At 29.8% G+C, this 14,761-nt stretch carries 14 protein-coding genes and 1 other annotated feature; of the genes, 2 read left to right on the top strand and 12 right to left on the bottom strand.

Annotated elements, in window-relative coordinates; translation table 11 throughout:
- Positions 1-90: 90 nt before the first annotated feature.
- Complete coding sequence (locus tag OCV55_RS05475; RefSeq protein WP_147580033.1) at positions 91-1,320, bottom strand: glutamate-5-semialdehyde dehydrogenase; 1,230 nt, start codon at positions 1,318-1,320, stop codon at positions 91-93.
- Between the two features lie 4 nt (positions 1,321-1,324).
- The gene (proB, locus tag OCV55_RS05470) at positions 1,325-2,446 is read right to left on the bottom strand and encodes a glutamate 5-kinase (protein ID WP_032091319.1); all 1,122 of its coding nucleotides are present in this window, start codon (positions 2,444-2,446) and stop codon (positions 1,325-1,327) included.
- Between the two features lie 167 nt (positions 2,447-2,613).
- Here proB and asnA point away from each other — a divergent pair, with 167 nt between their 5' ends.
- The gene (gene asnA / locus OCV55_RS05465) at positions 2,614-3,621 is read left to right on the top strand and encodes an aspartate--ammonia ligase (RefSeq protein ID WP_147580032.1); all 1,008 of its coding nucleotides are present in this window, start codon (positions 2,614-2,616) and stop codon (positions 3,619-3,621) included.
- A 330-nt stretch (positions 3,622-3,951) separates the two neighbouring features.
- Here the strand turns inward: asnA and OCV55_RS05460 are convergent, their stop codons facing one another.
- The 4 genes from OCV55_RS05460 to OCV55_RS05445 are packed head-to-tail and all read right to left on the bottom strand — an operon-like array spanning position 3,952 to position 8,749.
- Positions 3,952-6,180, bottom strand: coding sequence for a RelA/SpoT family protein (locus tag OCV55_RS05460; protein WP_032091321.1), 2,229 nt, complete (start codon positions 6,178-6,180; stop codon positions 3,952-3,954).
- 45 nt (positions 6,181-6,225) lie between these two features.
- Positions 6,226-6,744: an adenine phosphoribosyltransferase gene (locus tag OCV55_RS05455; protein ID WP_022001752.1), complete on the bottom strand. Its 519-nt coding sequence runs from the start codon at positions 6,742-6,744 to the stop codon at positions 6,226-6,228.
- 51 nt (positions 6,745-6,795) lie between these two features.
- Complete coding sequence (gene recJ, locus OCV55_RS05450) at positions 6,796-8,424, bottom strand: single-stranded-DNA-specific exonuclease RecJ (RefSeq protein WP_147580031.1); 1,629 nt, start codon at positions 8,422-8,424, stop codon at positions 6,796-6,798.
- Between the two features lie 34 nt (positions 8,425-8,458).
- A complete protein-coding gene (locus OCV55_RS05445) occupies positions 8,459-8,749 on the bottom strand; it encodes a post-transcriptional regulator (RefSeq protein WP_117347017.1) in 291 nt (96 codons plus the stop codon).
- Positions 8,750-8,809: 60 nt separating this feature from the next.
- On the opposite strand from OCV55_RS05445, the gene OCV55_RS05440 reads away from it, so the two are divergent.
- Positions 8,810-10,111: an oligosaccharide flippase family protein gene (locus OCV55_RS05440; protein WP_119363236.1), complete on the top strand. Its 1,302-nt coding sequence runs from the start codon at positions 8,810-8,812 to the stop codon at positions 10,109-10,111.
- Here the strand turns inward: OCV55_RS05440 and OCV55_RS05435 are convergent.
- From OCV55_RS05435 to OCV55_RS05410, 6 genes are all read right to left on the bottom strand, one after another.
- A complete protein-coding gene (locus OCV55_RS05435) occupies positions 10,103-11,215 on the bottom strand; it encodes an aminotransferase class I/II-fold pyridoxal phosphate-dependent enzyme (protein WP_147580030.1) in 1,113 nt (370 codons plus the stop codon). The genes OCV55_RS05440 and OCV55_RS05435 overlap by 9 nt on opposite strands.
- Complete coding sequence (locus tag OCV55_RS05430) at positions 11,215-11,940, bottom strand: amino acid ABC transporter ATP-binding protein (protein WP_022001747.1); 726 nt, start codon at positions 11,938-11,940, stop codon at positions 11,215-11,217. The genes OCV55_RS05435 and OCV55_RS05430 overlap by 1 nt, the downstream gene beginning before the upstream one ends.
- Positions 11,933-12,616, bottom strand: coding sequence for an amino acid ABC transporter permease (locus OCV55_RS05425; RefSeq protein ID WP_147580029.1), 684 nt, complete (start codon positions 12,614-12,616; stop codon positions 11,933-11,935). Before OCV55_RS05425 ends, OCV55_RS05430 begins: the two co-directional genes overlap by 8 nt.
- Before the next feature lie 25 nt (positions 12,617-12,641).
- Complete coding sequence (locus OCV55_RS05420) at positions 12,642-13,406, bottom strand: transporter substrate-binding domain-containing protein (RefSeq protein WP_119364331.1); 765 nt, start codon at positions 13,404-13,406, stop codon at positions 12,642-12,644.
- Positions 13,407-13,453: 47 nt separating this feature from the next.
- Positions 13,454-13,658: a binding site (T-box leader), on the bottom strand.
- 50 nt (positions 13,659-13,708) lie between these two features.
- The gene (locus OCV55_RS05415; protein ID WP_032091327.1) at positions 13,709-13,963 is read right to left on the bottom strand and encodes a hypothetical protein; all 255 of its coding nucleotides are present in this window, start codon (positions 13,961-13,963) and stop codon (positions 13,709-13,711) included.
- A 33-nt stretch (positions 13,964-13,996) separates the two neighbouring features.
- Complete coding sequence (locus tag OCV55_RS05410; RefSeq protein ID WP_147580028.1) at positions 13,997-14,761, bottom strand: HAD-IIB family hydrolase; 765 nt, start codon at positions 14,759-14,761, stop codon at positions 13,997-13,999.

The following is a 14,761-nucleotide window of genomic DNA, read 5'->3' as shown; positions in this document are numbered from 1 at the left end:
TAGTTAGTATACTAAATATTATAATTAGTGCACTAACTAATGTCAATATAATTAGTACACTAATTAATTTTCTATAAAAAAAGAAGGAGCTTAGCTCCTTACTTGACCATTTCCATAAATCATATATTTTGTAGAAGTAATTTCCTGTAAACCAAGTGGGCCTCTAGCATGAAGTTTTTGTGTAGAAATACCAACTTCTGCCCCAAAACCAAACTCTCCACCATCACTAAAACGTGTAGAAGCATTATGATAAACACAAGCCGAATCTAAAGACTCCATGAAATATTTTGCTGTTTCTTTATTTTCGGTAATAATCGATTCTGAATGTTTTGTTGAATAGTTATAAATATGTTCAATCGCTTCTTCAATATCATCTACAACTTTTATATTACAAATATAATCATCATATTCTGTAGCATAATTTTTTTCAGTAGCTTCTAGACAATCTATGATTTTTCTTGTTTTTTCATCACCATAGATTTGTACATTTTTAAATATTTCTTGAAGTTTTGGTAAGAATTCTGGTGCTACTTTTTGATGAACAAGAATCGTTTCAATTGCATTACATACAGATGGTCTTTGGATCTTTGCATTTTTTGCAATTTCTAAAGCCATATCAAGATTGGCTTCTTGATCAACATAAAGATGACAAATTCCTGCTCCTGTTTCAATTACTGGAACAGTTGCATTTTTAACAACATATTGAATAAGCCCTGCACTTCCACGAGGAATAATGACATCTACATAATCATGGGCTTGAATTAAATCTAAAGTTTCTTCACGTTTTTTTGTTTCAATAAGAGTAACCGTATGTGCTGGTAAAACATCTTGAATAGCCTCATTTATAATTTGAACTAAGATGCGATTTGAATGAATGGCTTCTTTACCACCTTTTAAAACACAAACATTGTTTGTTTTAATACATAAACTGGCAATATCTACTGTTACGTTAGGTCTTGATTCATAAATTACCCCAATCACTCCTAACGGAATTTTGATTTGTTGAATCACTAAACCATTGGGTCTTTTAATTTCTCTTACAAGAGTTCCAATAGGATCTTGTAGATCAATTACTTTTAAAATATCTTTTGCCATCGCTTCAATACGTTCTTTATTTAATAATAAACGATCAACCATTGATTCTTTAATACCATTATTTTTAGCTTCTGCAATATCTTTTTGATTTTCTTGAATAATCAATTCACTTTTTTGAATTAATGCCTCAGAAATATTTTTTAAAGCTTTATTTTTTACTTCTGGTTTAACATTTTGCATAAAACGACATGCTTTTTTAGCTTCTTTAAGTTGTTCCCTAATCATAATTTCACCCCTTATTAATGACTAGATTATCCGCATGAATCACTTCATCATAATCTTTATAATGTAAAATACTTTCTATTTCATTACTATGATGATCTTTAATCAATTTTAACTCATCACTTGAATAATTCGTAATACCTCTTGCTATTAAGTGTCCTTTAAAAGAAAGAACATCAATGACACTACCTTGCATAAATGAACCTTCAACTTCTTTGATTCCTTTAGGTAGTAAACTTGTATGTGTTTTTAAAGCCTCACATGCACCATCATCAACAATGACTTTTCCCTTAGGAGAACTACGATACATGATCCAATGATCTCTAGCACTTAAAGTACGCCCCGCTTTTCCACTAAAATATGTGCCAATTTGTTTTCCTTCTAATAAATCAATAAGAGCTGTTTCATTGTTGCCATTAACGATGGCCATATCTCCTCCATAATCATTAACGATTTTTGCAGCACGTAATTTTGTCACCATCCCACCTGTACCAAATTGACTACTTGAATCTTTCGCAAAGTTCATAATTTTATCATCCACAAGTTCAATATCACTTAATAATTTTGCATTGGAATTGGTATGAGGATTATCATTATAAAGTCCATCAATATCTGAAACTAAAACAAGTAATTGTGCATCCACAATAGGTAATAGTAAGGCAGATAATGTATCATTATCTCCTACTTTGATTTCATCTACCGCTAATGTATCATTTTCATTAATAATAGGAATCACATCATAATCTAAAATAGAAGATAAAGCATAGCTTAAATTCATCAAACGTTTACGATGATCAAAATCATCATGATTTAATAAAATCTGTGCACATTTTAAATGGAACAATGAAAATAAATCTTCATAAATTTGCATCAAATGTGCTTGTCCAATAGCCGCAAGTGCTTGTTTTTTAGAAATTTCTTTAGGTTTTTCACTTAAATTTAAAACACCCATTCCTGAAGAAATCGCTCCTGATGAAACAAGTGTTACTTTTAACCCTTTACGTTTTAAAATAGCTATTTGTTGGATGAGTTTTAAAATTCTTTCTTTATCTAGTTGTCCATCTTCATTACACAAAGAAGTCGAACCAATTTTTATAATAACATGTTTGACATGTTCTAAATTTCTCATGTTTACACCTACTTTTCATTTTTTCTTATTATACAGAAAAGAAAGGCAATTGACAACAAATGAATACATTTGAAACGCTTTTATAGCTATAATAATTTTTTATTATTATCTTTCATATATCTAGATAAATGATAAAATAGAACATATTATTAAGGGGGAAAATTAAAATGAATCTCATTATTCCAGAAAACTATGATCCTGTGTTATCTTTAAGACAAACACAAGAAGCAATTAAATACATAAGAGATACATTTCAAAAAGAATTTGGAAGAGCTTTAATGTTAGAAAGAATTTCAGCACCTCTTTTTGTGCAAAAAAGCAGTGGTTTAAATGACAACTTAAACGGTGTTGAAAAACCTGTTTCTTTTCAAATTAATTGTTTTGAAAATGATGATATCGAAATCGTTCATTCTCTTGCTAAATGGAAAAGAATGGCACTTAAAAAATATGGTTTTGGTGTTCGTGAAGGACTTTATACAAATATGAACGCTATTAGAAAAGATGAAGAAGTTGATAACCTACATTCTTACTATGTTGATCAATGGGATTGGGAACGTGTCATCGAAAAAGAAGATCGCAATATTACAACATTAAAAAATCATGTTAAAAAGATTTTTAAAGTCATTAAACATATGGAACATGAAGTTTGGTATAAATACCCTCATGTTGTTAATCGTTTACCAGATCGTGTCCATTTCATTACTGCACAAGAATTAGAAAATCAATATCCTGATTTAGCAGCTAAAGAAAGAGAAAATAAAATTTGTAAAGAATTTGGATGTGTCTTTGTTATGCAAATCGGTAATGTTTTACAAAGCGGGCAAAAACATGATGGACGTGCACCAGACTATGATGATTGGAAACTAAATGGTGACTTGTTATTCTGGTACGAACCATTACAATGTGCCTTAGAAATCTCATCAATGGGTATCCGTGTGGATGAAGATTCTTTAGTAGAACAACTCAAAAAAGAAAACTGTGAAGATCGTTTAAATCTTCCATATCATCGAGCTATCATCAATAAAGAATTACCTTACACAATTGGTGGCGGTATTGGTCAATCAAGACTTTGTATGTTACTTTTAAACCGTGCTCATATCGGTGAAGTTCAAGCAAGTATTTGGCCACAAGAAATGATTGATGAATGTGAAAAGAATAATATTCATTTATTATAAAAAAATCTATCGCTTAGATAGATTTTTTTAATGTATAAATAGATAATTGATACATAATAAAGGGTTTCTACAAAAATAAGCAACCCTAAAACAAAGAAAGCAAATAACTATTTTAGTAATAATGTCAGCAACAAAACAGTAACAGTATAAACCAAAAGAAATATTTTTTAAATTTCTTACCATTTTCTTTAAAAAATATACTCTTTGTTTCTTCTTTTATTTCTTGTTTAAAACCATCAACAACTTGTTTATTGTATTACGGATTCTTAAATTTTTTTCGTCTTTCGTAGTTTTTCTTCAAAAAAAGAATTATAGTTTCAAACTATAATTCTAATGAATAACTCTTTTAATTTCATAGATTCCTTGAATACGTTCTAGATTAGCAATTGCACGATTTAAATGTTCAGCATCATCAACACCAATCTTTAATTTAATTAAAGCTCTACCATCATCTGATGCATCCGCATGAATATTTAAAATATTGATTTTCATTTGTCCTAAAACCGTAATAATATCATTTAATAAATTTGTACGATCTAAGCCATCAATTTGTAAATCAGCATCAAATTTCAAATTAGAAAGTGATGCAAAATCCCAATAAACATCAATTAAACGGCTTTGAATTTCTTTTTGTTTAATATTTGGACAATCCACACGATGAACTTTGATTCCTTGTCCTTGAGAAACATAACCAGTAATTTGATCTCCAGGAATTGGATTACAACATTTAGAAAGTTGAATCTTTAATCCTGAAACACCTTTAACAACAACTCCATTATTAGATGTCGTTTTTTCTAATTTTTCTCTTTGTTCATTATTTCTTTGTAAGATTTTAGATAAGTTATCAAAGAAACCTGTTTTCTTTGGATTTACTTTTTCTAAAAGCGTTGCTACTGAAAGATTTTTCTTTCCAATAAAATAGAAAATATCATCTAAACTTCTTGCTCCAAAAGCACCTAAATATGTTTTATAAGTTTCTGGATCCAAGAATTTCTTTTCATCAAGTCCACGTTTTTTGATTTCATCTTTTAAGATTTTCTTACCATCTTCAATCGTATCTTTCTTAGTTTCAGCTTCTTTTTTAGCGAGGAAAGTACGAATTTTATTACGAGCTCCTGCGGTTCTTACAAATTTCAACCAATCTTCACTTGGTCCAGCGGATTGTTTGTTGGTTTTGATTTCACAAACATCTCCTGTATTTAATTTTGTATCAATAGGCACCATGACATTATTGACAATCGCACCAACTGTATGATGTCCTACTTCTGTATGAATACGATAAGCAAAATCAACTGGTGTTGAACCGTTAGGAAGTTCAACAATTTTTCCTTGTGGCGTTAAGACATAAACATTGGCTTCAAAAATATCACGAGAAATGGAGTCATAATATTCTTTGGCATCGCCATCTTTGATATCATCTGACAAAGAAATAAATTCTCGTAACCATTGAAGTTTTTCTCCAATTTCTTTTTGTTCTGCTTTGGCAGAATAACCTTTGCCTTCTTTATAACGCCAATGAGCAGCAACCCCAAGTTCAGCAAGCTCATCCATTTCTTCAGTACGAATTTGGATTTCAAAAGTATTACCATCTTCGCCAATAACAGAAGTATGAAGTGATTGATACATATTTGGTTTAGGCATAGCAATGTAATCTTTAAAACGTCCTGGAATTGGACGATAATGATCATGAATCAATCCTAAAACACTATAACAATCAAGTTTATTTTGTAAAATAATACGGAGTGCATAAAGATCATAAAGCTCATCAAAACGTTTATGTTTTTTAAACATCTTCTTATAAATACTATAGATAGATTTCGCACGACCTAAAATACGATATTGATAATGATTTTCCTTTAATAAGTTTTCAACTTCTTCCATCATCTTCGCCACAGATTCTTTTCGCTCATCTTGTTTTGTTTGAAGAAGTCGCGCAATATCATGATAAGCAATTGGATCTAAATAAGATAAAGAAAGATCTTCCAATTCTGTTTTAATATCGCTCAACCCTAAACGATGAGCAATCGGTGTGTAGACTTCTAAAGTTTCTCGAGAAATACGTTTTTGTTTTTCTGGGGGCATGAATTGTAATGTACGCATATTGTGTAAACGATCGGCAAATTTGATCAAGATAACACGTATATCTTTAGCCATCGCAATATAGATTTTACGATGATTTTCAGCATATACATCTGCTTCATCTTTAAATGGCATTTTAGAAATCTTCGTAACACCTTCAACAAGGGTCGTTACTTCTTCTCCAAATTCTTTCACCATTTCTTCACGTGATACATCACAATCTTCCATGACATCGTGTAAAAGACCCGCTGTAATGGTAAGTGGTCCTGTTTGTAATGTTGATAAAATATAAGCAACCCAAATCAAATGAATTGTATAAGGTTCTCCACTTTTACGTTTTTGTCCTTCGTGTTTAACCATGATATAATCATAAGCTTTTTTAATAAGCTTCATATCATCTTCATTGGTAATATAGCGTCTACATGATTCATAGACATCTTCTATAGTGACTTTATCTCCAGCTTTTTTAAACTCTTTCATATTATAACCCCCTCATATGATAAAAGAGAGTTTCCTCTCTTTTATTTAATAAGTTAATACTGAATAGACATTATAGTCTTTTAATTTTTCTCTACCTTTTAGAGCTTCGAGTTCAATTAAAAAGGCAATTCCTACAACTTTACCACCAAGTTGTTCAACAAGTTGAATAGTTGCTTCAACTGTTCCACCTGTAGCAAGTAAATCATCAATAATAACAACATTTTCACCAGGTTTGATACTATCAGCATGAATATGAACTTCATTTTTTCCATATTCTAAATCATAACTTGCTGAAACTGTTTCTCTTGGTAATTTTCCTGGTTTTCTAACAGGTACAAAACCTGCATTTACTTTGTAAGCAACAGGACATCCAAATAAAAAGCCTCTTGCTTCAGGACCAGCAACAACATCTACTTGAACTCCAAGTCCATCGATCCATTTAGCGAATGTATCAATTGATTCTTTATAAGCTTCTTTATCTTTTAATAAAGGTGTTACATCTCTAAAGATAATTCCTTCTTCAGGAAAATCTTTAATATCTTCAATATATTTTTTAAAGTCCATTTTATGTACTCCTCCTATTTCTATTATAACAAACTTTTATTATCAAGGAAACTATTTCATATCCTCTATAATCATATTTATTGATTCTGTATTTAAATATTTATTAATTTTTAAAGTCCCTATTAAAGAAATTGTCTTTTTTTGTTGTAATTGCTCAATTTCTTTCGAACAATTAAAATAAAGTGCTTGTAAATTCCCTTTATTTAAAGGAATATCGAAACGTAAATGTTTCCCATCAGATAATACACGACTGGTAAAATTCGTAATATCTTTTAAAACAAATTTCATTTCTTCATTATATTGACCATACGGCTCTAACAATTCTAATTCTTTAACAGCTGGTAAAGTAAGCTCATTTAATTCAATTTGAATTCCTTCAAGAACTTTTTCATTAGAAAAAGTATGTGTTGTTAAGTAGGTATGCAATGCTTCTTTTAAAGTTAACACTTCATCTTTTGCTACTTGAAAACCACCCGCTAAAGCATGTCCACCATATTGTACAAAATAATCTTTTAAATCATCAAAGATTTGATTTAAAGGAATACTTTCAATACTTCTGGCACTTCCTCGATACACTTCATTTTTTTCATCATATTTCATAACAAAACTTGGCTTTTGAAATTCATGAGTATACTTACCAGCAATTAAGCCTACAATTCCTTCATGAACTTCTTGATTATAGCTATATAAAAATTCATCTTTTTGACTATTTTCTAAAATATTTTTATATTGTTCATTTGTAAGAGATTGTCTTTTACTATTGATTTTTTTAGCGTATTGAGAAATTTGGATTGCAAATTTTTGATTGACATCCTTTAAAAAATAACGTACTAAATGATTTGGATTAACAAGTTCTGGTAGTCTTCCAAAGGAATTGATTTTAGGTGCAATATTAAAACCTAAAGTTGTTGTATTATATTTTTGATTTTCACCAATTAAAAGTTCTAATTGAAGATATTTTCCTTCATTCATAAATTGCAGACCTCGCGAAACAAGCGATTTATTCTCATCAACTAAAGGCATCATATCTGAAATCGTCGTAATAGCTGCTAAAGAAAATAAATATTTATCATGTTTTCCAAGCAAACTACTGGCAAGTTTATACGCTAAAAAACCTCCACATATTTCTTTAAATGGATAATCCGGTGACATTTTTGTATGAATGATTGCACATGCATCCGGCAATTCGTCATAATCATGATGATCAATAACAATAACATCAATACCAAGTTCATTAGCTAAATTAATAGCTTCATACGCTTTAATACCATTATCTACTGTAATTAACAAAGAATATCCTTTTTCATACATTTGTTGAACTCTTTCTTTATTTAGTCCATAACCATCTTCAAAACGATTAGGAATATGATACCCTACTTTTTTCCCTAATTCTAAAAAAGCTTGAACAAGAATGGCTGTTGACAAGATTCCATCACAATCATAATCTCCATAAATACATATTTTTTCATCATTTTCCAAAGCTTCTTGTATACGATCTAAAACTAAATCCGCATCTAAAAACAATGAAAAATCATGATAAATCAATCTTTTTGAAGTATGTCCTTGAACATCTTGTTCATTATATTCTCTTTGTGCAAAAATCTTTGCAAGTAAAGAATGTATTGAATACTTTTGCATATATTCATTATAGTTATGTATTTCTTTTATATCCCAGTTCATAAAATCTCCTTAAATAAAAAATAGTTGTTACCAACTATTTTGAAATGAATTCTTGAAATGCTGCTAAATCGAGTGTACTTGCTTCTTTAACTGCTTGTATACTTAAATAATCAAAAATTTCCGAAAATTGTAAATTCATTACATCATCAATAATATCACACATTGGTAGACTCTTTTGAGATTTCCATTTAATATTGAATAAATAATTTCTTATTTCTTTTTCGGATATATTATCTATTTTTTGCTTACGAAACTCATGAGCTTTTAATTTGATTAGAAAATCTAAATCATATTTACCAAATTTATAATCCAGTTTTTCATTCACGATAAACCAACTCCCACTTCGTCTATTATAGATGAAAATTCGACATAAAGGAAGTCTTTTATGAAAAGAAAACTTATCAATTCATTCATTATTCTTTCTGCTAGTTCAACTATCTCTAAAATATTTAGTATTTTAAATAGAATGTTGCTTTCCAGGCTTCTTCCTTTAGAAGCCATGTCATTATATCTTGTCATTATGCCAACACTTTCTTTGTGTTTAACACTTGGACAGGTTGGGATTCCTTCTGCTGTTTTTCGTCTTATATTACATCCAAAATATAAAAACTACAAAGTCATTATTACAGCAATTATTCTATCCTTTTTTTCTGTCATTGTTATTTGTGGAACCCTTTTTATTTTAAGTCCTTTCATTGCTCATTCTTTATTAAAAAACGATTATACTCTTTATCCCATTTTATCCTTTTTAATTTTTATTCCATTGATTGCTATCAGTGGTATTATTAAAAACTATTATTTAGCCAAAGGGCATGTCTATGTCATTGCTAAAAGCCAAATTGTCGAAGAAACTTCACGTTTATTATTTACCTATTTATTTTTAAAAACTCCTTTAAGTTCATCCTTACCTTTTTTAGTAACAATCGCTTATTTATCAATGAGTTTTGGTGAATTGATGTCAATTATCTATCTACTTCTTTTAAGTCGTAAAAGATATTCTTTTACTCCTTTAAAAAACATAAATAAGCAAAACTTGATTATGAAAGATCTTTTAAACATTTCTTTGCCTTTAACAGGTTCACGACTTTACCATTGTTTTATGAATTTTTTAGAGCCCATTCTTTTAATTCATGTTTTAACTCGACTTGGTTTAACTCAAAACTTTATCCAAGACCAATATGCCATCCTTTCTGGCTATGTCGTCTCGATGCTTGTCACGCCTACTTTTTTTTGTACGATCATCTATCGCCTCTATTTGCCTATTGCTACAGATGATCTTTATTATCATAAAAGTAATACTTTTTTACATCTTCTTTATGCTTTACTTATTTGTTTTCTTATTGGTCTTCCTTTTACTTTAATTTTCTATTTTTTTCCAAAACGATCCCTTATGATTCTTTACAATACAACAAGTGGCTATCAACAATTAAAATACATGTCTTTTCCTTTTTTACTATTTTATTTACAAACACCCCTTTCTACAATTTTACAAGCTAAAAATAAAAATAAAGTGATGTTTATCATCTCTATGATTGAATGTACTTTAGAAATTATCTTAACTTATACTTTATCTCATTATCTTTATGTTAACGCTATTTTGATTAGTTTATTTACAGGATTGATTACAACCTTAACTTTAAGTGCAATTTATTGTTTTAAAATAATAAAAGACACTTCTTTATCTTGAAGTGTCTAATTTTTTTAACCAATTTGAAAATACTTCTAATCCTTCTTTGACAATTTGTGAATCATTTGCAAGTCCAAAACGTAGGTGATTTTCCACATCAAAACAACATCCCGGTACAAAGAAGACCCCTGTTTCTTCTTGTAACTTTTCACAGAAAGTATTTGAATCTATTTTGTAATCATATTTTAGGAAACAAACTGTTCCATATTTTGGAATAACACAAGAAAGATGAGGATGAGCTTTTAACCATTCTTTCAAGTAACACTTATTTTCTTCTAAAATCTCACGATTTCTTTTTAAAATCTCTTTACTATATTTTAAAGTAAGTGCCCCTAAATAATCATTGATTGGTCCACTACTAATAATTGAATAATCACGTCTTTCATTGATTAAACGAATAAGTTCTTTATCTTTTGTTTTGATCCAACCAATACGAAGTCCAGGAGTTGATAAAACTTTAGAAAGTCCTGAGGTTGCTATTCCTTTTTCATAAAGATCACTAATGGATTCTTCTTGATAAAGTCCTCGATAGATTTCATCAACAAGAACATAGAGATCATGTTTTTTACATATTTGAATCAGTTGATGCATTTCTTCATGATCTAAAGTTGTTCCTGTAGGATTGTTTGGTAAATTCAAACAAATCATTTTTGTATTTTCTCTAATATTTTTTTCTAATTCTTCAAAATTAATTTTCCATTCATTTTCTTCTTTTAAATGAATAAAATCAACTTCTACCCCTAAAGATTCAGGAAAACTATAAAGTTGTTGATACGTTGGTAAAAATGATAAAATATGATCATTTGTTGAAAGTAATGTCATTAAAACAAGTTCATTGGCATTGACACCACCATGACAAATAGCAATTTCTTCATCATCACCACTTTGATATAAACTTAAAATACCTTTTTTTAATTCATGAGAACCTTCAATAGCACCATAATCTAAAGAAAGATTCATTAAATCCTCTAATGAATCTTTTTTATCATACGCTAATAATTCCTTTAAAGTTAAAGATTTAGCAACTGTATCTGCCAAGTTATAGCGACAGTTATTTTCATGCAAAGTCATATAAGACTCTACTTCAAAACGTTGTAGTTTCACTAGTGCATAACCTTCTTTAAGAAATCTTGAGCACGTTCAGTTTTAGGATTTTCATAGAAAGCTTTTGCATCATTTTCTTCAACGATTTTACCATTTTCTAAGAAAATAACACGATCAGCAACTGTTTTAGCAAAGCCCATTTCATGAGTAACAACAATCATTGTCATTCCTTCTTTAGCAAGTTGTTGCATAACTTCTAATACTTCAATAACCATTTCTGGATCTAAGGCACTTGTTGGTTCATCAAAAAGCATGATTTCAGGGCTTGTACATAAGCTTCTCGCAATCGCTACCCTTTGTTTTTGTCCACCTGAAAGTTTATTTGGATATTCGTCTTTTTTATCTAATAAGCCAACTCTTGTAAGATAGTTACAAGCTATTTCATTGGCTTTTTCTTCCTCCATGTGACGTACTTTTGTAAGTGAAAGTGTTAAGTTTTCTAAGACTGTCATATGTGGAAATAAATTGAAATGTTGGAAAACAAATCCCATTTTATTTCTTAATTCTTGATAATTAGATTTCTTTGGATCTAAAACTTCCCCATTAAGGTATACATGTCCTGTTTCTGGTACTTCTAAACCATGAATACATCTTAAAACTGTACTCTTACCTGAACCAGAAGGTCCAATTAAACACACAATTTCTCCTTTTTTTACTTCAAGAGAAACATCATCAACTGCTTTTACTTTTTTAAATTGTTTTGATATATGTTCAACTTTAATCACTTTCAGCTAACCTCTTTTCTACATATCTACCTAAATAAGAAATACTAATTGTCATAATTAAATAATAAACTGCAACAATACAATAAGGTGACATAACATCATAATATTGTGCCCCCACTACTTGAGCTGATTTTAATAATTCAACGGCACCAATACAACTGATCAATGAAGAATCTTTAATCAATGTAATAAATTCACTGATCATTGGTGGAATAATTCTTTTGAAGGCTTGTGGTAAAATAACAAGTCTCATTGTTTGTTTATAAGAAAGCCCTAAAGTTTCACAAGCTTCCCATTGTCCTTTATCAACCCCGTTGATTCCACTACGAATAAGTTCTGTCGAATAAGCCCCACTGTTAATAGACATAGCAACAGCACCAATTAAAAAGACATTAATTCTTAAAACATTTCCTGTAAACGCTGTATAAATAGATGGAATAACTGAGAATAAAATCAAGATTTGAAGTAACATTGGTGTTCCACGAATGACTTCAACATACACATTTCCAATAATTCTAAAAATTTTATATTTAGATCTTTTTGCTGAAGATCCTAAAATCCCAAAAACAATACCAAATAAAAGGGATACAGCAGCGAGTAAAAGTGATACTACTGCACCCTTAGCAAAGTAAAGTAAGTTTTCAGGAGTAAACACTTTTGAAAAAGCTACAAACATTTCTATACCCCTTTTCTATAATTTTTTATTTTTCTAATGGTGATAAATCATATTTTTTACATAATTTATCGTAATCTTTTGAAGCTACGAATTTTTTAATACATTTATTCATTAATTTGATCATTTTTGTATTACCTTTTTTAGCGATAACATAGTTCTTTTCATCCATTAATGAACCATTTAATTGTGTAAAGTTTCCACTAGATACATATTGTTTAGCAACACCTAAGTCAACGATTGCTGCATCATATTGATTGCTTGCTAAACCATTGAAAATATCTTGTACGTTTTTCATTGAAACAACATCAGCATTTTCAACTTCTTTGGCAGCTTGTTCACCAGTAGCTCCAGTTTGAGCAGCTAATTTTTTACCAACTAATTGATCATTTGAAGTAATTGAAGAACCATTTGGTACAACAGCAACTTGTTGAGTTCCTAAATATGGATCAGACCATTCAACAACTCTATCTTCACTATAAGTAAAACCAGAAATACCTAAATCAATTTGATCCCCTTGAATTTGAGTAACAATGTTATCAAAATCCATTTGTTTGAATTCTAAAGAATAAGTTTTACCTTCCATATCAGATAAATAACCTTCAAATAATTTGGCCATATCTACGTCAAAACCAACGATTTCACCTTTTTTGTTTAATGATTCATAAGGTGCATAATCAGGTGATGTCCCAATTGTAATTGTCACATCGGCATCATTTTTACTGCTTGATGAACATCCAGCAATAGCACAAGTCATCACAAGTGCTAACATTAATTTTAATACTTTTTTCATATTCTTTTCCCCTTTTCTACCCAATAAAAAACGTCTCCTAGCGATTGCTAAGAGACGAAAGATTCCGCGGTACCACTCTTGTTGATATGATAAACATATCCACCTCACCGTTAAAGCTGGTTAGCTTGTTATCCTATGTATTCAGATAACCCTCTCCAAAGTGCGCTTCATTTTATTTTCAATACCTAATTTCCACCAACATAGGCTCTCTAACATATCCAATAAAACTACTCTCTTTTTCATTGAGTTTATTTATATACCTGTATTATAGATAATATTTAAGCTTTGTCAACATTCCTCGATTATTTTTTTGATAAAACTTTATCATTGAAAGAACGTACTGCCTTCATCGCTTTTTCTAAAGGAGCATTCATTTCTTGTAATTGTTCTAAAACATCATCGAGTTGTTGATTTGCTTCTTGAATACTGTCTCTTGTATCTTGAATTGTTTGTTTGGTTTTCTTTTTGGCATCACCACTATGAAGTAAAAAGAAAATACCTAAAGACATACATACAAAAATACCAATAATGATTAAAAAATCTTTAATTAGTTCCATAATCTCACCCATCTTTAGTATAGCCTATTTTGTTTAATCAATCCAGCCAAAATAACGACAAGCATATTCAATACCGTCATCATCATTTCTTTTGGTTATAAAATTTGCGACTGCTTTGACTTCATCGATTGCGTTACCCATAGCAATACCTAAAGGAGCTTGGTCAATCATAGAAATATCATTTAAGCCATCCCCAAAGACCACAATATCCTTTTCATTTCCCTTTAATAAATGAACCATTTCTAAAATACCTTTATATTTATCTGCTGGTTCGATGATGATTTGTCCTTTAAAATAACGCATATATTCCAAAGTTCCTAAATCCAATAATTTTTCTTCTTGTTCACCACATTCAATAAATACTTTATAAATTTCCTTTACTTGATGAAAGTCTATACTTTCATCAACAACTAATTTTACCGGAAGTTTTTGATCTTTTTGATCACTTTGATTCGTATACAAAACAGCTTCATTTCCTAAAGCAACTGCAAATGGTAAATGATGTTCAATACATTGATCAATGACACGATTGGCTTGAACAAAATCTATCGGTTTAATATATTGAAGTTCATTATGTAAAGTAATACCATTTCCCCCATCTGTTACTAAACAATCAATATGGGCTTCTTTAGCCGCATCCATCGCCATATATTGTGCTCTTCCTGTCGCAATAGCAACAAAATGCCCATTTTCTTTTAACTTATCTAACGTACGATATGTGCTTTCTAAAATCTTTCCTCCCGGATTATCATCTAAAAGTGTTCCATCAATATCAAAAAAAATATATTTTCTTTCCAT

The organism is [Clostridium] ammoniilyticum (assembly GCF_025566905.1).
GTDB classification, from domain to species: domain Bacteria; phylum Bacillota_I; class Bacilli_A; order Erysipelotrichales; family Coprobacillaceae; genus Faecalibacillus; species Faecalibacillus intestinalis.
The sequence above is the reverse complement of the archived record's forward strand: the minus strand, read 5'-3'. Positions and strand labels throughout refer to the sequence as shown.

Coding starts and splice junctions, on each gene's coding strand:
- OCV55_RS05460 (WP_032091321.1), bottom strand. CDS start 6,180: ATGAAAGAGTTTAAAAAAGCTGGAGATAAAGTCACTATAGAAGATGTC.
- OCV55_RS05440 (WP_119363236.1), top strand. CDS start 8,810: ATGAAAAGAAAACTTATCAATTCATTCATTATTCTTTCTGCTAGTTCA.
- OCV55_RS05410 (WP_147580028.1), bottom strand. CDS start 14,761: ATGGAAAGAAAATATATTTTTTTTGATATTGATGGAACACTTTTAGAT.
- OCV55_RS05425 (WP_147580029.1), bottom strand. CDS start 12,616: ATGTTTGTAGCTTTTTCAAAAGTGTTTACTCCTGAAAACTTACTTTAC.
- OCV55_RS05415 (WP_032091327.1), bottom strand. CDS start 13,963: ATGGAACTAATTAAAGATTTTTTAATCATTATTGGTATTTTTGTATGT.
- asnA (WP_147580032.1), top strand. CDS start 2,614: ATGAATCTCATTATTCCAGAAAACTATGATCCTGTGTTATCTTTAAGA.
- proB (WP_032091319.1), bottom strand. CDS start 2,446: ATGAGAAATTTAGAACATGTCAAACATGTTATTATAAAAATTGGTTCG.
- OCV55_RS05455 (WP_022001752.1), bottom strand. CDS start 6,744: ATGGACTTTAAAAAATATATTGAAGATATTAAAGATTTTCCTGAAGAA.
- OCV55_RS05475 (WP_147580033.1), bottom strand. CDS start 1,320: ATGATTAGGGAACAACTTAAAGAAGCTAAAAAAGCATGTCGTTTTATG.
- recJ (WP_147580031.1), bottom strand. CDS start 8,424: ATGAACTGGGATATAAAAGAAATACATAACTATAATGAATATATGCAA.
- OCV55_RS05420 (WP_119364331.1), bottom strand. CDS start 13,406: ATGAAAAAAGTATTAAAATTAATGTTAGCACTTGTGATGACTTGTGCT.